The following is an 18519-nucleotide window of genomic DNA, read 5'->3' as shown; positions in this document are numbered from 1 at the left end:
GCTCGTCCCACGGTGGTCACCGCGCGGGCACACCTCGCCGCCACCCGCGCACGGCCTCCGGTGGCTGTGCGCGGGTGGCGGGTTCGGTACGGAGCCGAGCGGGCCGGGGTGTCGCGTGTGCGTGTGCGTGTCGTCGCGGCGCGGCCGCGCCAGCCGCACCGAGCCGGGTCCGGCCCTCGACGGGGTCCGGGTGACGCCCGCCTCGCGGCGCACCCGGTGGCGGCGGGAGACCGTCGTCCGGCGGACTTCCAGACCGCCGCCGACGGGTCCGTGCCGGTCTCCTGCGGTGGAGGTCCGGACCGCCGCCCACGGCCGCGCGGTTCGCCGCGCCGGTCCGCGGCGAGCCGTCGGACGGTCTCCGGCCGCACCGGGCCGGCCGACCCACGAGGCGCCCGCACCGTACGGAGGATCGCCTCGGTCGCGGACCGAGACACCTCGCGCACCGCCTCCCGCCCGGTGCGGTGGCGCCGCCTACCGCGCGGCTGCCGTGGTTCCGGAGCGCGGGTCGATCGGTGTGAGCACGCCGAGGCGGTCCTCGACCTCCTGGGCGGCGGCCAGGCACAGGTCCTCCCGGAACGCGCGCCCGATGATCTGCACGCCCGACGGCAGCCCGTCGCTCACCCCGGTCGGCACGGCGACCCCGGGCACGCCCACGAAGCTGGTCACCGTACACAGGCGCATGGCGGTGCCGACCCGTTCGTGTCCCGCCCTGTCGCGTGACTCCAGCCCCGGCTCGACGGGCGGCTCGGTGAACACCGGCCCGAGCAGCAGCGGGTACTCGTCGAGGAACTCCGCCCAGGAACGGCGGATGCCCAGCCAGGTTCCCATCAGCTTCATGAACTCCGCGGCGGTCGCGGGCGGAGTCCTCTCCATCGCCATCTGGATGTAGCGGTCCCCGCCCTCGCCGAGCAGTGTCCGCACCACCGGCCAGGCCGGGGCGAACTCGGTCGCGGTGATCCTGCCGTACGCGTCGAGCGCCTCGTCCAGCCGAGGCACGTCCGCCACCTCCCGTACGTCGTACCCGGCGTCGCGCAGCGCGTCGGCCGCGCGCGTGACGGCCGCGCGGACGGTGGGGTGGACTCCGTGGCCGCCGGGGTCGGTGACGACCGCGACCTTCATCCGCCCCGGCAGCGGTTCGCCGTCGACGGGCACCGGTACGGCCCGCGGGTCCCGGGGGTCGGTCCCGGCCAGTGCCTCGTACGCCAGCCGCAGGTCGGCGACCCGGCGGGCCAGGGGCCCGTCGGTGACCAGTATCTGCGAGGCCGGTCCTGGGTCGTCCGGACCGAAGACGCGATGGTCGGCGGGGAAGCGTCCGGCGGTCGGCTTCAGCCCCGCCACGCCACAGAACGAGGCCGGTATCCGTACGGAGCCACCGGAGTCGTTGCCGAGCCCGAGCGCGGCCATGCCGGTGGCCACGGCCACCCCGTCGCCGCCGCTGGTGCCCCCGGGAGTCCGGCTCGGGTCCCAGGGGTTGACGGTGTCGCCGAACAGTTCGCTGCGGGTGTGCATCCCCGCCAGGATCAGGGTGGGCATGTTGCTGTGCCCGACGGGTATGGCTCCGGCCGCGCGGAGCCGGGCCACCGGCGGGGCGTCGGCCGGTGCCACCAGATCACGGAAGCGCGCCGCCCCGAACGTGGTCGGCACGCCTTCGACGGGGGTGGACTCCTTCACCGTGAACGGCACTCCGGCCAGAGGTCCGAGCTCTTCGCCCGAGGCCCGCCGCCGGTCCGTCCGCGCGGCGGCCTCACGGGCGCGCTCGGCCAACAGCTGGGTGACCGCGTTGACCCGGGGGTTGACCTCGGCGATGCGTTCGAGGTGGCTGTCGACCAGTTCGGCAGCCGATACCTCTCCCCCTCGGACCGCCGCCGCCTGGGCGGTGGCCGACAACTCCCACAGAGCGTTTCGCATGATCCTTGTGCTCCCGTCCACATGTCGATGTGCTGGTGCGGGGACCATACCCCGGAAGCGATACGATCGTATCGGAATAAGGAGAGGGGCCGATCATGCCCAAGCAGGTGAACTACGAGGGCCGACGCCGCCAGATCGCCGAGGCCGTCTGTCTCCTCGCCGACGAGCACGGGCCGGAAGGGGTGACCATGCGGGACGTCGCCGCCCGTGCGCAGGTCTCCGTGGGCGCCGTTCAGCGCTGCTTCCGCAACAAGGAGGAGATGCTCCTGTTCGCCGTCGACCATGTCGGCGAGCGCGTCACCGAACGCGCGCGGGCCCGACTGGCCCGGAGTCCGGCCCAGTCGGCGGGCACCAGCCTGGGGCACGTGGCCACCGAGATCGCCCTGCTCCGCGAGGAACACCGCGCCGAAGCGCGGGTCTGGCTCGCGTTCGTCGCCAAGGCGGCCGTCAGCGAGACGCTCGCCGGACCGCTGAGAACCAGTTACGCGGCCCTCCATGACCTCCTCGCCCGGCTCATCACGGAGGCCGCCGACAGCGCCCCGGCCGAGGAAGGCGCCCCGGCCGAGGAAGGCGCCCCGGCCGAGGAAGGTGCCGCGCCGCCCGACCCGGGGTGTGAGGCCCGCACCCTGCTCGCGCTCACGGACGGCCTCACCAGCCATGTGCTCATCGGCCACCTGACCACGGAGGAGGCGGAGGACGTCCTGCACGCACATCTGGTCGGCCTCTGGGAACGCCTCGCCCGTCCTTGACGGGCCGTCCGGCGCTCATGACGCCGATCGCGCGGCCCGTGCCGCGTCGGCCGCGGCGGCCTCCCGGGGGAAACGGCCAGGGGAGCCTGGTCGAGCCGGTCGTCCGTGTCGAGTCCGTGAAGGCCGCCGGAGCCGGGGGAGCCGCCGGAGCCGGGGGAGGGCACCCCGAGCCCTGGCGGCCCGGATGTCACGTCGAACCACCGTGACGGCACGGGATGTCGAGCCATCGTGACGGTACGGACGGATCGTCAGAGCACCGTGACGGGACGGAGCACCGTCAGGGAGTCCTCTCGGCGGGCCGGCATCGCGAAGGGGAACCTGTCGATCTCCAGGCAGAGGTCGACATCGTCCGGGTGGCATCCGCTCCGCAGCCCGGCCGCGAGATCCGCCGCCGCACCGGACGTCCTCGCGCGATGCAGGTAGGGGGCCGCCTCGACATCGCCCCCGTCCACCCTCCGGCCGATGTACTCGGCGCAGGCCAGGTCCTCGTCGGCCCGCCCTTCCTCGCCGGTGACGACGAACGTGACCGGACCGGAGTCCCGGGCGCGCAGGAACCGCGCGGTCGGCCCGGCCACCACGAAACTCGCGCACAGGACCAGCGGCGCGTCCGCGACGGCCAGCGCGCCCACGGTGCCCGCCGTCGTCTTCTGCACCAGTGTGCGACCGGTGAGATCGCGTGACCTGAGCAGGCCGGGTGAGTTCACCGCGTCGAAGCCCGCCGCCGGAGCCCCGTCCTTCAGGGCAAGCCACCCCGGATTGCTGTCCTTCAGGGCGAGCGCCTCGCTCTCCGTCGAGGCCAGGACGATCCTCTCCGCGCCACGGGAGAAGGCCCAGGCGGCCACGGTGAAGGCGCGCATGACATCGATGACGACCGCGACACGGGGAACGCCGGTCAACTCGGGGATGCCTGCGAAGCGATGATCCATCGCGCCATTCTGATGCCCCCGGACACCCCGAGAGGAACGATTTTCCGACTGCGTCCGGCGAAACGGTCCCGGTGCGGGCCGGACTCCGCCGGAACGGGCGCCGAAACGCGCACCGCCCGGAGAGCGGGTTTCACGTGCCCGGTCGCCGCGCCGGTCCGGTCCGGAGCAGCCGGTCCGGAGCGGACCGGCTGAGGCGCACGGGCGGGCAGGGCGGGGGTCGGCGGCGGGAGCGCGTGTGCCCCGACCGGCGGGCCGGTGCGGCCGGGACCGTCATCCTCCGGAGGAGGGCCGTGCGTCCCGCCCGCTCTCGCGGGACGGGCTCACGACTCCTCGGGAACGGTGCCGCCGGAGGGCGGCGCCGCCCTCCTCCTGCGGTACACGACCACCCCGCACACCGCGAGGAGGAGGACGGCCACGGCGGACACCCCGAGGGCCGTCCGCTCGGCGAAGAGCCTTCCCAGCACTTCGAACAGACCGAGGCCGACGGTCGCGTAGATCAGCGCCCAGGCGGCTCCGCCCAGGAACAGGGCGGGGAGGTAGCGCGGCAGCGGCATCCTCATGCTGCCCGCGAGGAAGTTGGCGACGGTCTGGAAACCGAAGGTGAGGAAGGAGACGGCCACCACCGGCGCGCCCCAGCGCTGGATCGCCCGCTCGGCGCGCAGGAACTTCGCCGAGGAGATCCGTCCGGCGAACCTGCTGCGCCGGGCACCGGCACCGGTGAGCCACCCGAGGGCGAACGTCCCTCCGGCGCGGAGCAGGACGATGACGTACAGGGTTCCCGCGGTGAGCGCGATCTTATCCACGGCGCCTCGTCCCGGGCGCCGTACCGGAACCCGCGCATCCCGTCACCCGCATGGGCGGTCCGCTCCGGCGGGCGTACGACACGCACGGTCCCGGTCACCGTCTCTCACCTGCGCCCGCCTCTGTCTCGTTGCCGTCCTCCGGGTGCCCGCGCACGACGCCGGGACCCGAACCTGCCCGCCCGTATGCCAGGCAAGGCCAGCCTAACCGAACGCGCATACGGCCGATGCGGGGCACCGGGCTGCCGGAGGGTGGCGGGCGTGCTGCGGCGGCTCGTCGACAGCGTAGGCCCCGGCGGTGTGGCGGAGGTCTCGCTCCGGCGACTCCCCTCCCGGGCGTGTCCGTCCGGACCGGCCGGGAACGCCGGTCCGCGTGTGCCGTACGCCGTGCGATCATGCTGACGCCCGCGAGGGCGAATGACTGTTCGGCAGGGGAGGTTCGGGGTGCGAGTGGGCGGGGGGACGGACGGTTCGTCCGTGCCGGACGACGAATGGGACCGGTTCCTGAAGGAGTCCGTCGCCGGTGTGCGGGGCGCGCCCGAGGAACCGTCGGCGCGGGCGAGGGAGGCGGCGGGACGGCTCCGCGACCGGCCCGGGGACACGGGCGGCCGGACCCCCACCCCGCCGCCGCGACGACGGGGCAAGGGCCGGTACGCGGTGGGGCTCGCCGCGGCCCTGGCCCTCATGGTGGTGGCGTTCGACCCCTGGGGGTTCGTCCGGCCGTCCGGTGACGGCGGGCGGGCGGAACGGCCGCTCGCCCAGGAGTCGGAGCGCCCGACCGGGGCTCCGCCCGCCGGGCCGGACGGGCGGCCCACGCGCGCCGAACCGTTCAGGGGCTCACCCGCCGAGCGCTGGGCGGACGGCACCGCCGGGATCACGGTCCCCGCCGCCCGCGCCACCGGCTGGATGGACGAGGCACAGGTCGAGAAGGCCCTGCGGCGCTCCCTGGACTTCCTCGCCGCGTCGAACCTGGACCCGGGCGTGCTGCGCGGCGGGCACCCCGCGAAGGCGATCGCCCTGGTCAACCCGCACCAGCGGGACGTCCAGGAGTTCCTGGCGACCTCGCTCCGGACGCCAGGCAAGGAGAAGGACCCCCTGCGTCTCTTCAGCCGCCTCGATCCGGCCTCCGCCCAGCTGGTCGGTGACGTGGTCAGGACCCGGGGCCGCATCACGTACGAGGAGGGGGAGCGGGGCGCCCTCCGGGTCGCCGCCGATGTCACCTATGTCTATCCGGTCGCCCGGGGGAGCGGCGCCGACGACGAGGTCGTACGGATCATCGTGCGCCGTGAGACCGTCCTGAGCTGGGACGACCCGGCGAAGGTCGTCACCGAGCCGGGGACCTTGAGTCTCGTCTCGTATCTGACGGACATGACGAACACCGCCTGCGACCGGCACACGGGCTACTTCGTCCCGGTGTTCGCGTCCGACCGGCCCACCACCGGACCGGCGAACGGTGTCACCGTCGACCCGTACGACCGCAGCGGCTCGCTGGCGGAGACGACCGGCGCCGGGGACCGCGGCTGCGGGACGGCGACGCGTTCCTGAACCGGTCCCGGAAGGTCCCGCCGGGCCGTGGTCAGGAGCGGGCGGGGCGGGCACGATGGGGGCCACCTCCGCCGGGGTGACCGGGCGGGTGCCGAGCGAACCGGAAGGACGAGCCTCCCCATGGCCCAGAAGTACGGCGACTACCAGCACGAGATCTATTTCGACGGGCTCTTCGGCGTCCTGCCCGAACTGCCGATGACGTTCGCCGGACTGGAGGAGCGGGCGGAGGCGGCGCTCCCGCCGTCGCTGTGGTCGTACGTGGCCGGGGGCGCGGGCGCCGAGTCCACCCAGGAGGCCAACGTCCGGGCCTTCCGTCAGTGGGGGCTCGTCCCGCGCATGATGGTCGGCGCCGCCGAGCGCGACCTGTCGGTGGACCTCTTCGGACTCACCCTCCCGTCGCCGCTGTTCATGGCACCGGTCGGGGTGATCGGGCTGTGCGCCCAGGACGGGCACGGTGATCTGGCCACCGCCCGTGCCGCGGCCCGTACCGGCGTCCCGATGGTCGCCTCCACGCTCAGCGTCGATCCGCTGGAGGCGGTGGCGGCCGGATCCGGTGGCACCCCCGGCTTCTTCCAGCTCTACACGCCCACCGACCGGGCCCTCGCGGAGAGCCTGGTGCGCCGCGCCGAAGCGGCCGGATTCCGGGGGATCGTCGTCACCCTCGACACCTGGATCACGGGGTGGCGGCCACGTGACCTGGCCACCTCCAACTTTCCGCAGCTGCGCGGCCACGCGCTGGCCAACTACTTCTCCGACCCCGTGTTCCGGGCCAGGCTCGCCAAGCCCCCCGAGGAGGATCCGCGCGCCGCCGTCCTGGAATGGGTGGGCGTCTTCGGCAAGCCCCTGGTCTGGGAGGACCTGGCGTGGCTCCGTGGGCTCACCGACCTGCCGATCCTCCTCAAGGGGATCTGCCACCCGGAGGACGTCCGGCGCGCCAGGGACGGCGGGGTGGACGGCGTGTACTGCTCCAACCACGGCGGGCGCCAGGCCGACGGCGGGCTGCCCGCCCTGGACGCCCTGCCGGAGGTGGTCGCCGCGGCCGAGGGGCTCCCCGTGCTCTTCGACTCCGGGGTGCGTACGGGCGCGGACGTCGTGAAGGCCCTCGCGCTGGGGGCCACGGCGGTCGGCGTGGGCCGTCCGTACGCCTACGGGCTCGCCCTGGGCGGTACGGACGGCATCGTCCACGTCCTGCGTTCGCTCCTGGCCGAGGCGGACCTGATCATGGCGGTGGACGGCTACCCCACCCTCGCCTCGCTCCGCGCCGAGGGAGCCCTGCGGGCCGTCCGGGTGTAGACGGCACCCTGCGTACGGATACGGGGCCGCGCCCGGACGGACCGCACGACCGGGGTCCCGGGCGCGGCCCCCGGTGCTCGCGGCCGGGCGAGCGCTCGCGGAGGGGGCACGGGACCCGCGCGGCGGCCACCGGGCCCCGCCCGGCGGCGAGGGCGCGCACGGAGGGAGACGGGTCATGCAGGCGGTCCCCGAGGCGGGTCCTCCAGCGGCGCCCTCCGGGAGCGGCGCCCGCCCCGGGAGCCGCCCTCCCCGCGCGTGAAGGGCGGCTCCCCCTGTCGGTCTGTCCGCCGGAGCCGGGGCGTCCGTACGGGTCCGCCGCACGAACCCCTGTCGACATGGCCCGGCTTGTGATCAATTGTGATGGACCCGAGGATCACATGTGGCCAGGACGTGACTAATATGCACGCGTTGGAGATCGGTACATGTCAGATGACGGGCATGGGCCGCACTCCGCAGCATCAGAGCACCCGAGCAGTCGTCAGACTGCTCCACCTCAAGGAGTATGCCCTGCGCACGCGCGCGTCTCGGCGGACCCGTACGACATCGTCCATGTCGTTGAGAACCGCCCTGCTCATCCTCGCCTTCGTCCCTGGCATCGCTCTGATCGTCCTGTGGGGCGTCACCAGCGGCCAGACCTTCCTCGACTTCCAACGGCAGGCGGGTCAGGGGCTGTTGGCCGAGAAGGCCGGTCAGCCGTCCAACGTCGTGTACTTCAACCTCCAGGAGGAGCGGCGGCTCAGCGCCGAGACCCTCGCCCGTACCCCCGGGGCCGCCGAGGCCCTGACCACCCAGCGGGTACGGACCGACGAGGCCGTCGAACGCTTCCGGGAACTCTCCGACGTCGCCGCCGACAGTGACGCCCCCACCGAGGTCAGGGACGCCGTCGCCGCCGCGCGCGCGGCCATCGGCCAACTCCCCGTGCAACGGTCCCTCGTGGACGGCGGCGACGCCGACCAGCAGAAGGCCGTGTACGACTACTACACCGACCTGATCGCCGTCGACCTCGAACTCTTCTCCGCCCTCAGCCGCGTCGACAACGGTCACATCACCGCCCTCTCCCAGCCCCTCGTGGACCTCTTCTGGGTCAAGGAGATGGTGTCCCGGTCCGACGCCCTCCTCACCCGGGGCTGGCCCGACCGGAAGCTGAACCCCGAGGAACTGAAGGAGTTCCGCCAGGCCGTGGCCGGGCAGACCTTCCTGTCCGACAGCCATGTCCTGCCGGTCCTGCCCGCCGCCGAGAAGGACATGTGGCGGGCGATCGTCGGCAGTCCCGCCTGGAAGACCAAGACCGAGCTGGAGAACACGGTCCTGCGCCCCGCCGCGCCGACCGCCGACGGCTCGGTCGCCCTCCCCGACGGGGAGAAGCGCTGGCGCGACGCCATGGACGCCCTCAGCCCCGAGGTCCAGAAGCTCCTCCAGCACCGCACCGCCTACGTCGTCGAGGAGGGCAAGAGCAGCGTCATCTCACTGCTCACCCACATGGCCCTCACCACGCTCGTCGGCCTGCTCGCCGTCGTCGTCGTGATCTGGACCACCTGGCGCCTCACCCGCACCCTGCGCCTGCGCATCGGCAGGCTCCAGGAGCAGGCCGAGGCCCTGGAGAAGGCCCTCCCGGACGTCGTCGAGCGGCTCGGCCAGGGCGAACGCATCGACGCCGAGGCCGAGGCGCGCGCCCTCGCGCAGGACACCGGCGACCGCGCCTCCGACGAGCTGACCCGCCTCGCCGAGGCCATCAACCTCGCCCGCGCCAGCGCCATCCAGGCCGCCGTCCGCCAGGCCGACCAGCACCGGGGCTTCGAACGCCTCCTCCAGCGCATCGCGCGCCGCACCCAGCAGCTCATCGGCCAGCAGCTGAAGAAGCTCGACGAACTGGAACGCCGCCACGAGGACCCCGAGATCCTCGACGGCCTCTTCGACCTCGACCACCTGACCGCACGCCTGCGCCGTTACGAGGAGAACCTCGTCGTCCTCGCGGGCGGCTCCCCGCACCGCCGCTGGCGCAAGCCCGTCCCGGTGCTCGACGTACTGCGCTCCGCCCAGGGCGAGGTGCAGGACTACCGGCGCGTCGTGCTCGACCTCGACGGCAGCCCCTGGCTCGCCGCCCGAGTGATCGGCCCCGTCACCCACATCCTCGCCGAACTCACCGAGAACGCCCTCGCCTTCTCCCGCCCCCCGAGCCCCGTCGAGATCCGGGTCGCGCAGGTCAGCCACGGCCTCGCCATCGAGGTCGAGGACCGGGGCCTGGGCATGGAACCCGAGCAGCTGGCCGAGGCCAACGAGCTGATGCTCCGACCGCCCCGGATGGACCTGCTCGCCCACAGCGACGACATCCGCCTCGGACTGCACGTCATCTCCCGCCTCGCCAACCAGTACGGGCTGCGCGTCGAGTTCCGGACCTCGGCCTACGGCGGCACCCGGGCGGTCGTGCTCGTCCCCCAGGAGCACGTCGTCACCGGCCCCGTGCCGGGACCCGGCTCCGGACCCGTGGCGGTCCCCTCGCCCTCGCCCTCGCCCTCGTCCGAGACCGAGCCGACCGGGCCCGAATCCGGCCCCCGTCCCGTGCCCGTCCCGGACGCCGTACCCGGACACGGCCCCGATCTGGACCTGCTCTCCGGATACGGCCCCGAGTCCGTACCCGGACACGGCCAGGACCCGGTCCCCGGACACGCGCCCGCCCCGTCGGGGTTCACGTTCCCGCCCGGGACGTCCGACGCGGCCGGGCACGGCTTCCCGGAGACGCCCGAGCACGCCCCCGCCCCCGTCATCACCCCCCTGCTGCCCGCGCGGCAGGACGCCGGACGGACCGAGCCCGGACCGGACGGCGCCCTGCCCACCCGCGTCCAGGGGCGGGCGCTCGCCGACGTGACGGCGCTGAACAGTCCGCACCGGCCCCGCCACGCGGCCCCGGACCAGACGCGGCCGCCCGTGCCGCCCGCGTACGCGGAGCACCCCGGGCACGCCGTACGGCCCGCGTACCCGGCCCCCACACCTCCCGCGTACCCCGCCACCCCCGGGAACCACCCCTACGGGCAGCCCGGACCCGCCTGGGCCGAGCAGCCGCCGCCGGTCCCGCCGACCGGCCCGGTCACCGACCCGCCGCTGCCCCGCCGGGTGCGCCAGGCCAGCCTGGTCGACGAACTCCGCGTCACCCCGGCCCCCGCCGCACCCGCCCCGGCCGCACCGCTGAACTGGCAGCACGACCCGCTGCTCCGGCCCGTCCCGCGCCGCGCCAGTGCGACCATCGGCGCCTTCCAGCGCCGGTCACGGGCCATCCGTACCCAGGCGGACCAGGACACCGGACAGCACCCGGTGCCCGGCACCGGGCCCGAACCCGCCGCACCCACCCACCCCACGAGAGAAGAACGGTCATGACACGCACAACCGCAACCCACCAGGACCTGGACTGGCTGCTCGACGGCCTGGTGGACTCCGTGGCCGAGACCCGCAACGCCGTCCTCCTCTCCGACGACGGCCTGGTCGTCAGCCACTCGCGGACCGTCGCCCGCGCCGACGCCGAACGCCTCGCCGCGATCTGCACCGGCCAGCAGAGCCTCGCCCGCGGTGTCGGCCAGCTCTTCGACGGCGGCGTGGTCCACCAGGTGATCGTGGAACTCGCCGACCTCTGGCTCTTCATCATCTCGGCGGGCCAGGGCACCCACCTGGCCGTCGTCGCCTCCCAGGAGGTCGACGCCGAGGTCATGTCCCTCGCCATGCACAACCTGGTCCAGCAGGTCGGCCAGAAGCTCGGCACCCCCGTGCGCTCCGAGTTCGACGCCTTCGGCACCGGGGCCGGGCAGGGCGCGTGAACACCGGCTGGGACCACGAGGACCCCGAAGAGGACAGCGCGGACACGATGGTGCGCCCGTACACCATCACCCGGGGCCGCACCGCCCCCGACCGCGACGACCTCACGCTCATCACGGTCCTCACGGCGGTGGAGCACCCCCTCGACGAGCGCGGCCGGCCGTCGCGTCCGGGACGCCTCCAGCCGGAACACCGGCTGATCCTCGAACTCTGCCGCCGACCCGCCGCGGTCGCCGAGGTCGCGGCCGGTCTCGGCCTGCCCGTGTCGGTGACCAAGATCCTGCTGGCCGACCTCGTCGGCCAGGGCCTGCTGACCGCTCGGGCGCCACTCCTCGTGGCGCGGGCGGCGGGGGGCGCCGACGGCGGCCTGCTGGCCGCCGTCCGTGACGGACTCCGGAGACTCTGAACCACATGATCAGCACCCAGGCGGCCCCTGCCGCCGTCAAGATCCTCGTCGCCGGTGGATTCGGCGTCGGCAAGACGACCCTGGTCGGCGCGGTCAGCGAGGTCGCGCCGCTGCGCACCGAGGAGTACCTCACGCGCGCCAGCATCGGCGTGGACGACCTGGCCGGCATCGGAGCCAAGGAGACGACCACCGTCGCCCTGGACTTCGGCCGCATCACGGTCAGCGACGAACTCGTCGTGTACCTCTTCGGCACGCCCGGCCAGGAACGTTTCTGGTTCATGTGGAACGACCTGGTCAACGGCGCCCTCGGCGGAGTCGTCATCGCCGACACCCGACGCCTGGAGACCAGCTTCGCGTCCATCGACTTCTTCGAGAGCCGCGAGATCCCCTTCGTGGTCGCCATCAACTGCTTCGACGGCCACAACTCCCGTACGGCGGAGGAGATCAGGGCCGCGCTCGACCTCGACCCGCACGTCCCGCTCCTCATCGGCGACGTCCGGCAGCGCGGCTTCGACAAGGACGTCCTGCTGGCCCTGGTCGACCACCTGATGCGGCTCCCGGCCCCGGCCTGAGCCCCCTTCCGGGAGCACCGGACCGGCCCACGGTCCGGCGCTCCCGGGCCGCCGCGTCCCGCCCCACCCCGTCACGTTCCTGGAGACACCCGAGATGGCATCACCCCTGCGCGTCCTGATCCACGGCGGCGGCATCGGCGGCCTCGCACTCGCCACCGCCCTCGCCCGGCGCGGCCACACCGTCGAGGTCGCCGAACTCCGCGACGCGCTCGACGCGCTCGGCGTCGGCATCATCCAGCCGTCGAACGCCCTCCACGTCATGCGGGAGATCGGCGTCCTCGACGCCTGCCTGGACGCCGGGTTCGAGTGGGAGGTCCTGACGATCGCGGACCCCACGGGCAAGGCCCTCGCCCGCATCCCGCAGCCGCGCGCGGGCGACGTCCCCGCGAGCAACGGCATCCCCCGGCCCGCCCTCGCCGCGGTGCTCGGCGACGCCGCCGTCACCGCCGGGGCCAGGATCAGGTTCGCCACCACGATCAGCGCGCTCGACGACGACGGCACCGGCGTCACCGTGACCCTCTCCGACGGGTCCACCGGCCGCTGGGACCTCGTCGTCGGCTTCGACGGCATCGGCTCGCCGCTCCGCACCCGCCTGTACGGCGACCGGTACGCCCCCGAGTACACCGGCTTCGCCAACTGGCGGGTCACCGTGCCCCGGCAGCCCGACGTCCGGGGCGTCGTGATGGCCACCGCCGGGCAGGAGGCCAAGGCCCTCCTCACCCCGATCACCGACGAACTCATGTACCTCGGCGCGGTGTTCGCCGAGGAGCCCGGCTTCCGCCCGGACCCGGAGCGGGCCCACGAGCAACTGGCCGCCCGTCTGCCCATGTTCTCCGGTCCCGTCGCGGAGGCGCTCGCCGCCGTCACCGACCCGTCGGCCGTCGTCTACTCCCGCATCTCCCAGGTGACGGTCGAGGAGCCCTGGCACGTGGGCCGGGTGGTCCTCGCGGGCGACGCCGCCCACGCCTCCACCCCGCACCTCGCGCAGGGCGCGGCCATGGCCGTCGAGGACGCCCTCGTCCTCGCCGAGTCCCTGGACGCCGCGGACTCCGTGCCCGCCGCCCTGGAAGCCTGGGAGGCCCGCCGCCGCCCCCGCGCGATGTGGGTGCAGGCCATGTCCCGCGCGATCCTCAAGCAGGAGATGGGCGCGCCGACCACCCCGGAGGAGGACGCCCTCCTGGAGATCGGCATCCCGGGCGCCGCCCACGTCCTCGCGAAGCCCTGCTAGGGACCTGATCCGGGCGATCACTCGACTGTCTGTGCCCGGGTCGTCGGTGCGGGCATTCGGCGGGGACGCGGGGCGGGGTGATCCGACTGACGCGGAGCGGGAACGCTGCTCCGGCAGGCCCAGGCCGCCGCTGACGTCGCTGGGGAGACCGACCGGGGACATCCCGGTCGGTTCCACCGTCGTCCCGGCTCATCGGCACGCGGCTGGCGCCCGCGCCGGTCCGCCTCCGGCACCCGGCTCAGAGGGGGCCCAAGCGCTGGAACACCGGGGCGAAACGGCGGGGCGGAGCCTCGTCGCCCGCCCGCCTGGTGGGGGTGGAGGGGAGGGCCTGGGCCGTTCGCGCGGCGGGTTCACCACCGGGCTCCACCTGAGTTCCGCCTGAGTTCCCCTGAGCGCCGCCGCCTGCCGCCGCCCGTTGTCCCCGGCCGTCACCCCAGGTCAGCGTCGCAGGCCGCGGTCCAGTGCGGCGATCAGCGAGCCCTGCGCGTCGTCCCCGTCCAGCGACCAGACCATGACACCGCCGAGACCGTTGCGGCGCGTGTAGCGGGCCTTCTGGGCGGCCACCTCGGGGGTGTCGAAGGTCCAGAACTCGGTGCCGTCGTACTTCCAGCTGCCGCCGTGCCGGAAGTCGTTGTGGACGGTTCCGGGCAGGTCCTTGATCGCCTTGTAGGGCAACTGGCTGCCGCGGGGCGACATGCCCGTGGCGGGCTGGTAGAGGCCGTTCTCGGGTCCCGCGGGGACGCCCGTCCAGCCGTAGCCCCAGGACGGCACGCCGAGCACCGCCTTGTGGGCCGGCAGGCCGCGGTCCAGGTAGTGCCGGACGATCCGGTCGGCGCTGTAGCCGTTGTTGACGCCGGACGGGTCGGCCTTGTCCGTGTAGAGGTTGGCCTGGTGGTTGGTCGGCCCCTGCGGCTCCCAGGCGCCGTGCAGGTCGTACGCCATCAGGTTGAGGAAGTCGACGTGCCGGGCGATCTTCGGCAGCTCCAGCCGGTCCACGATGGTGGTGTTGGCGGCGACCGCGGCGGTCAGCAGGTAGCGCTGGCCGCGCTTCTTGCCGCTCAGCGCGTCCAGCTGGCGCCGGAACTCCGCCATCAGCAGGGTGTAGTTGCGGCCGTCCTCGGGGCGCACCGCGTTGTCCGGCAAACCGCCGCCGCCCGGGTGCTCCCAGTCGAGGTCGATGCCGTCGAAGACGCCCGCACCGGTGCCCGGACCGCCCTCCAGGGAGCCCAGTTGCGGCAGGTTGCCCTTGATGTAGAGGTCGATGCAGGAGGAGACGAACTTCTTGCGGGCCTCGTCGGTGGCGGCGACGTCCGAGAAGTACTTGGACCAGGACCAGCCGCCGATCGAGATGACCGTCTTGAGCTGCGGGTTCTTCGCCTTCAGCTTGCGCAGCTGATTGAAGCTGCCCTTCAGCGGCTGGTCCCAGGTGTCGGCCACGCCGTCGACCGAGTCGGCGGCGCCGACCGGGCGCTGGTAGTCGGCCCAGGCGTCGCCCTGGCCGGCCTGGTTGGCCTCGAAGCAGGTGCCCTCGGGGGAGATGTTGCCGAAGGCGTAGTTGAGCACGGTGAGCTTGGCGGCCTGGCCCGAGTCCTGGACCTTCTTCGCCGAGAAGCCGCTGTAGACGCTCCACTGGGTGAAGTAGGCGACCCGCTGACCGGTCAGCCGACGACTGCCGTCGTCATCGGCCTGTGCGGTGGCGGGGGCCGCGACCAGGGAGGCGAGCAGAGCCGTGGCAAGGAGCGTGGAGGTACGTCTGAACATGCGGGTGGCCTTGTCTGAGTGGGGTCGGATGGTCTGTACCAATCGTGAGAAGAGATCTAGTGCATCCGCGGGGACCCGCACAAGGGGGGGCAGGCCGCATGAAGTTGCCTGACTTGATTGGGAGTTGCCGGATCGTCGGTCGACCCGACACGCGCAGCACGTCCTCCAGGACGCCGCCGTCGCGGTAGCGGCCCGCTTCATCGGGGGTGCCGATGCGGGACTGCGGCGTATGGCCGGGCCCGTGGGGGCGTGATGTTCCCGGCCGACGGGCCGGGTCCGACCGGTCCGGGGAGGCCCGGGGGCGGTCCGGAGCGTCGGGGGTGGGAAGCCCGCAGACGCGCCCGACTCGTACAAGACCCCACAAGGCCCTCCACGAAGCCAGAAAGGCTTCCCGATGACCCTCCGCAGCCGCAGCCGCAGCCGCAGCCGCAGCCGCAGCCGCAGCCGCAGCCGCAGCCGCAGCCGCAGCCGTGCCCCGGACCCGAGCCGGACGCGTCCGGACGGCGGTGATGGCGATGCCGAGCGCGGGCAGGTCCGGCGCTCGGCCCGGTGACGTTCCCGTTTCCCCGAGTTGCCCGCCCGGCCCGTGCCGTCCCCGGCGGGCCGGGGGAGAGCGCGGTGGACGCGGTCCGTCCGCTCCCCACGGGCTCGGGACCCGGTGTCGGACCTCGGGCCTAGCATCCGTGCGTGATCTCAGAACTCGACGCGCTCCTCGACGCACCGCGGCCGCCCGGCCGGATCGTCCCCGCCGGGCCGGACGGCCCCGCCCTCTGGCTGAGTGACGGTCCCGCATCCCCGGGGCTGTGGGCCCGGACACGGGCGGAGCACGCCCGCACCGGGCTGTGGCCGCTCCTGCTCGACTCCGGGGACCCCGGCGACGGCGAGTTCCGGCCCTGGGCCTCGGGCGAGCTGTCCCCCGGACGCATGACCTCGCCCGGTGAGCACGACCCGGCCGCGCTCCTCGCGGGGTGGTGGCGCGAGCACACCCATGCGGACGAGGACGACGACCCGCTTCCGCCCGGTGGGCGGGCGGCCGTCACCGCCCCCTTCGGGCAGCGATGGCCGGGCCTCGCCCCCGCCCGCCCGGCGGGACCCGATCCCGACAAGGAGGCCGCCGAGTACGCGGAGTTCTTCGCCTCCCTGCGGCCCCACGTCCGGCTCGGCCTCGTCCCCGCGGAGTGCGGCGCGGACGCGCTCACCGTCGCGGGATGGGAAGGGCCCGTCAACCAGGACAACGACACCGCGAAGTTCTCCGCCGTCCTGCGCACCTGGGAACAGCGCTTCGGGGCCCGCGTCGTCGCCCTCGGGCTCGACACCCTCCACCTGAGCGTCGCCACACCCCCGGAACGGCCGGAGGACGCCCTCCTCGTCGCCGCCGAGCACTTCGCGTTCTGCCCGGACAACATCTGGCAGGGCGCCCGCCCCCACACCCTGGCGTCCTACGCCGAACGGCTCGTCGACGCCTACACCTGGCAGTTCTGGTGGGACTGAGGGGACACCGGCGGGGAGGCCGGGGAGGAGGGGCGGCGGGCCGCGCCGGGGCGCCCGGCCGTGTCGTCCCGCACGGTGGACGGTCCCGCCGTCCGGTCGGCGGGACCCGCGCTCCGCGCCCCTTCAGGCCCCGCTCGGGCGGGTCGGTTCCGGGCGGTCGCGGTGAGGGGGCGTCCGCCGCGCCGCCGGTGGGGGCGGCGGGGCCGCGCGGCCGAGGAGTTCCGCCAGGCCCGCGCGGGTGGCCGCGACGACCACCCGGTCCTCGGGATGCAGGAGGTGACCCGGGTGCAGTTCCCACAGCAGCCGGGACGGCTCCGGCATGGCCGGGGGCGCGTCCGCGGCCGGTGCGTCCCGGACGCCCGTGTCGAGGGCGAGCACCCGCCACGCGCCGGGCCGGAAGGCCTCCGACACCGTCCTGCCCACGAACTGGGAGTGCTCCGCGACATCGAGCGCGGCGAAGACCAGCACCCGTCGTTCGACGGCGATCGCCCCGAGGATGCGACGGCCCATCATCGCGGTGGCGAAGGCGGGCGCCGCGAGCGTCGACACGCTCCGGCTGCGGGTGAGCGCCCCGGGGTGCGCGGCGCGCAGGGTGCGGTAGACGGTCGACGCGAAGTCGTCGTCGTACAGCCGCAGCGCGACGAGCAGTTCGGCGCTGAGGGTCCGTGCGTACAGGGCCGCTTCCAGGTTGGTGGTGTCGGCGCTGGTCAGAGCGAGCAGGGCCCGCGCCCGGTGGATCTTGGCGGCCTCCAGGACGCCCGCCTGGGTGACGTCGCCCAGCACGACCGGGACCCGCAGCCGCCGGGCGTACGCCACGCCCCGGGCCTCCGGGTCGTCCTCCACGCACACCACGGGGACGCCGAGTTCATGGAGCTGGACCAGGACCCGGGTGCCGACGCGGCCCAGTCCGAGGAGCACGACGTGCCCGGCCAGTCGCCGGGGCGGGCGGCGCAGCGCGGCGGCGCTGCGGTACGCGCCGAACGCCTCCAGGGACCCGGCGATCAGCAGCGGCAGCAGGACGAGCCCGAGCAGTCCGGCGAGGAGCTGGAGGACCTGGCGCGCGGTCGGCTCCCCGACGGCGGGATCCCCGATCGCGAACAGGTCGAGCAGCGTGAGGTACGCGGCGTGCAGGGGGTGGTCCCCGGTGGTGGCCCAGGAGGCCACGGCGAGGGCGACGACGGCGGCGCAGACCCCGGCGAGCGCCCAGCGGACCCGGGGGGAGAGGAGCTCGCGGGGCGAGGCGCCCCGGCTCTCCCGGCGCGGCGGGCGGACCGGCTCGTGGCTGACGGTCTCCAGGACGAGGGTGCCGTGCCCGGCGGCGGCCCGGACCTCGGTGTCGTCGGGGAGCAGCCGGGGCGCCCGCCGTCCGCTGCGGTCGGAGCCGTCCGCGCCCGCCGGGTCGCTGCTCGTCGAGGAGAGGAGGGCGAGGGTGACGAGACCGGGCCCCGGGGTGTCCCCGGGGCCGGTGGGCACGTGCTCGGCGGCGCGCAGCAGCAGCCCGTCGGCCTGGACGATCTTGCGGGTGCCGACGACGGCGGTGGCCGCGAGGGCGGGCGCGGCGGTGTCCGCGTCGGACAGGACGATGGTGGTGGCGTCATGGCCGTCGTCGTCCTCCGGCGGCAGGTCCGGGCCGGTCCGGTCGCGGGCCTGGTCGAGGAGTTCGGCCATGCGGAGGCCGAGGTTGCGGTTGTACATCCGCAGGACCAGACGGATGTGCGGGTTGAGGCGGCGGGCGAGGAACGCGGCCCGCATGTTCACCTCGTCGTCCTCGTGGAGCAGGGCCAGCGCCTGGGCGCGCCGTACCCCCGCCTCGACCAGGGTCGGCTCGTCGGGCGGCACACTGCCGAGGAGATGGGCCCGTACGCCGGGCCGGGAGGTGTCCGGGCCACCGCCGGTGGGCGTGACCAGGACGACGGTCTGCCGGTACACCTCGGCGAGTTCGGCGGCGATGCGGTGGGCGAGGGCGTCGTCCCCGCACACCACCATGTGGCCCTCCGGCGGCGCGGGGAGGGGGGCTCGGCGACGTGTGACCCGCC

General features: G+C 74.3%; 14 protein-coding genes. 9 read left to right on the top strand and 5 right to left on the bottom strand.

Features of this window, described 5'->3' with window-relative positions; all coding sequences use genetic code 11:
* Nucleotides 1-471: 471 nt before the first annotated feature.
* Nucleotides 472-1908, bottom strand: coding sequence for an amidase (locus ACIO92_RS18235; RefSeq protein WP_366441791.1), 1437 nt, complete (start codon nucleotides 1906-1908; stop codon nucleotides 472-474).
* A gap of 95 nt (nucleotides 1909-2003) precedes the next feature.
* On the opposite strand from ACIO92_RS18235, the gene ACIO92_RS18230 reads away from it, so the two are divergent.
* Complete coding sequence (locus ACIO92_RS18230; RefSeq protein ID WP_402282098.1) at nucleotides 2004-2657, top strand: TetR/AcrR family transcriptional regulator; 654 nt, start codon at nucleotides 2004-2006, stop codon at nucleotides 2655-2657.
* A 248-nt stretch (nucleotides 2658-2905) separates the two neighbouring features.
* On the opposite strand, the gene ACIO92_RS18225 is transcribed toward ACIO92_RS18230, so the two are convergent.
* Together ACIO92_RS18225 and ACIO92_RS18220 are read right to left on the bottom strand one after the other, a co-directional pair.
* Nucleotides 2906-3583 (bottom strand): 2-phosphosulfolactate phosphatase, encoded by a 678-nt coding sequence (locus ACIO92_RS18225; RefSeq protein ID WP_366441789.1) that lies wholly within the window; start codon nucleotides 3581-3583, stop codon nucleotides 2906-2908.
* A gap of 320 nt (nucleotides 3584-3903) precedes the next feature.
* Nucleotides 3904-4386, bottom strand: coding sequence for a DedA family protein (locus ACIO92_RS18220; protein WP_401237210.1), 483 nt, complete (start codon nucleotides 4384-4386; stop codon nucleotides 3904-3906).
* Nucleotides 4387-4800: 414 nt separating this feature from the next.
* Between ACIO92_RS18220 and ACIO92_RS18215 the strand changes: the two genes are divergently transcribed.
* The 7 genes from ACIO92_RS18215 to ACIO92_RS18185 all read left to right on the top strand — a co-directional run bounded on the left by ACIO92_RS18215 (nucleotide 4801) and on the right by ACIO92_RS18185 (nucleotide 13231).
* Nucleotides 4801-5928, top strand: a complete 1128-nt coding sequence (locus ACIO92_RS18215; protein WP_401237211.1) for a hypothetical protein — start codon at nucleotides 4801-4803, stop codon at nucleotides 5926-5928.
* 120 nt (nucleotides 5929-6048) lie between these two features.
* The gene (locus ACIO92_RS18210) at nucleotides 6049-7221 is read left to right on the top strand and encodes an alpha-hydroxy-acid oxidizing protein (protein WP_366441786.1); all 1173 of its coding nucleotides are present in this window, start codon (nucleotides 6049-6051) and stop codon (nucleotides 7219-7221) included.
* A 549-nt stretch (nucleotides 7222-7770) separates the two neighbouring features.
* A complete protein-coding gene (locus tag ACIO92_RS18205) occupies nucleotides 7771-10593 on the top strand; it encodes a nitrate- and nitrite sensing domain-containing protein (protein ID WP_402282101.1) in 2823 nt (940 codons plus the stop codon).
* Nucleotides 10590-11027: a roadblock/LC7 domain-containing protein gene (locus ACIO92_RS18200; RefSeq protein ID WP_351784973.1), complete on the top strand. Its 438-nt coding sequence runs from the start codon at nucleotides 10590-10592 to the stop codon at nucleotides 11025-11027. The genes ACIO92_RS18205 and ACIO92_RS18200 overlap by 4 nt, the downstream gene beginning before the upstream one ends.
* Complete coding sequence (locus tag ACIO92_RS18195) at nucleotides 11024-11431, top strand: DUF742 domain-containing protein (RefSeq protein ID WP_401237213.1); 408 nt, start codon at nucleotides 11024-11026, stop codon at nucleotides 11429-11431. The genes ACIO92_RS18200 and ACIO92_RS18195 overlap by 4 nt, the downstream gene beginning before the upstream one ends.
* A 5-nt stretch (nucleotides 11432-11436) precedes the next feature.
* Nucleotides 11437-12003 carry an ATP/GTP-binding protein gene (locus tag ACIO92_RS18190; protein ID WP_366441784.1) on the top strand — a complete coding sequence of 189 codons (567 nt, stop codon included), beginning with the start codon at nucleotides 11437-11439 and terminating at the stop codon, nucleotides 12001-12003.
* A 94-nt stretch (nucleotides 12004-12097) separates the two neighbouring features.
* A complete protein-coding gene (locus ACIO92_RS18185) occupies nucleotides 12098-13231 on the top strand; it encodes an FAD-dependent monooxygenase (protein ID WP_401237214.1) in 1134 nt (377 codons plus the stop codon).
* Between the two features lie 438 nt (nucleotides 13232-13669).
* Here ACIO92_RS18185 and ACIO92_RS18180 read toward each other — a convergent pair whose 3' ends face one another.
* On the bottom strand, nucleotides 13670-14992 hold the full coding sequence (locus tag ACIO92_RS18180) for a glycoside hydrolase family 18 protein (RefSeq protein ID WP_366441782.1): 1323 nt from the start codon (nucleotides 14990-14992) through the stop codon (nucleotides 13670-13672).
* 687 nt (nucleotides 14993-15679) lie between these two features.
* Between ACIO92_RS18180 and ACIO92_RS18175 the strand changes: the two genes are divergently transcribed.
* Complete coding sequence (locus tag ACIO92_RS18175; RefSeq protein WP_402282105.1) at nucleotides 15680-16483, top strand: DUF4253 domain-containing protein; 804 nt, start codon at nucleotides 15680-15682, stop codon at nucleotides 16481-16483.
* Between the two features lie 123 nt (nucleotides 16484-16606).
* Here the strand turns inward: ACIO92_RS18175 and ACIO92_RS18170 are convergent, their stop codons facing one another.
* Nucleotides 16607-18469: an NAD-binding protein gene (locus ACIO92_RS18170; protein WP_366441893.1), complete on the bottom strand. Its 1863-nt coding sequence runs from the start codon at nucleotides 18467-18469 to the stop codon at nucleotides 16607-16609.
* Nucleotides 18470-18519: the final 50 nt, after the last annotated feature.

The sequence above is a fragment of the Streptomyces sp. NPDC087215 genome (assembly GCF_044744885.1).
Lineage (GTDB): Bacteria > Actinomycetota > Actinomycetes > Streptomycetales > Streptomycetaceae > Streptomyces.
Note: the sequence above shows the minus strand (reverse complement) of the source record. Positions and strands in the feature narration are given on the sequence as shown.

What these genes read in the sequence shown, in the direction of transcription:
- ACIO92_RS18180 (WP_366441782.1), bottom strand. Translation starts at nt 14,992, where the DNA reads ATGTTCAGACGTACCTCCACGCTCCTTGCCACGGCTCTGCTCGCCTCC.
- ACIO92_RS18235 (WP_366441791.1), bottom strand. Translation starts at nt 1,908, where the DNA reads ATGCGAAACGCTCTGTGGGAGTTGTCGGCCACCGCCCAGGCGGCGGCG.
- ACIO92_RS18190 (WP_366441784.1), top strand. Translation starts at nt 11,437, where the DNA reads ATGATCAGCACCCAGGCGGCCCCTGCCGCCGTCAAGATCCTCGTCGCC.
- ACIO92_RS18215 (WP_401237211.1), top strand. Translation starts at nt 4,801, where the DNA reads ATGACTGTTCGGCAGGGGAGGTTCGGGGTGCGAGTGGGCGGGGGGACG.
- ACIO92_RS18185 (WP_401237214.1), top strand. Translation starts at nt 12,098, where the DNA reads ATGGCATCACCCCTGCGCGTCCTGATCCACGGCGGCGGCATCGGCGGC.
- ACIO92_RS18225 (WP_366441789.1), bottom strand. Translation starts at nt 3,583, where the DNA reads ATGGATCATCGCTTCGCAGGCATCCCCGAGTTGACCGGCGTTCCCCGT.
- ACIO92_RS18205 (WP_402282101.1), top strand. Translation starts at nt 7,771, where the DNA reads ATGTCGTTGAGAACCGCCCTGCTCATCCTCGCCTTCGTCCCTGGCATC.
- ACIO92_RS18230 (WP_402282098.1), top strand. Translation starts at nt 2,004, where the DNA reads ATGCCCAAGCAGGTGAACTACGAGGGCCGACGCCGCCAGATCGCCGAG.
- ACIO92_RS18200 (WP_351784973.1), top strand. Translation starts at nt 10,590, where the DNA reads ATGACACGCACAACCGCAACCCACCAGGACCTGGACTGGCTGCTCGAC.
- ACIO92_RS18210 (WP_366441786.1), top strand. Translation starts at nt 6,049, where the DNA reads ATGGCCCAGAAGTACGGCGACTACCAGCACGAGATCTATTTCGACGGG.
- ACIO92_RS18170 (WP_366441893.1), bottom strand. Translation starts at nt 18,469, where the DNA reads ATGGTGGTGTGCGGGGACGACGCCCTCGCCCACCGCATCGCCGCCGAA.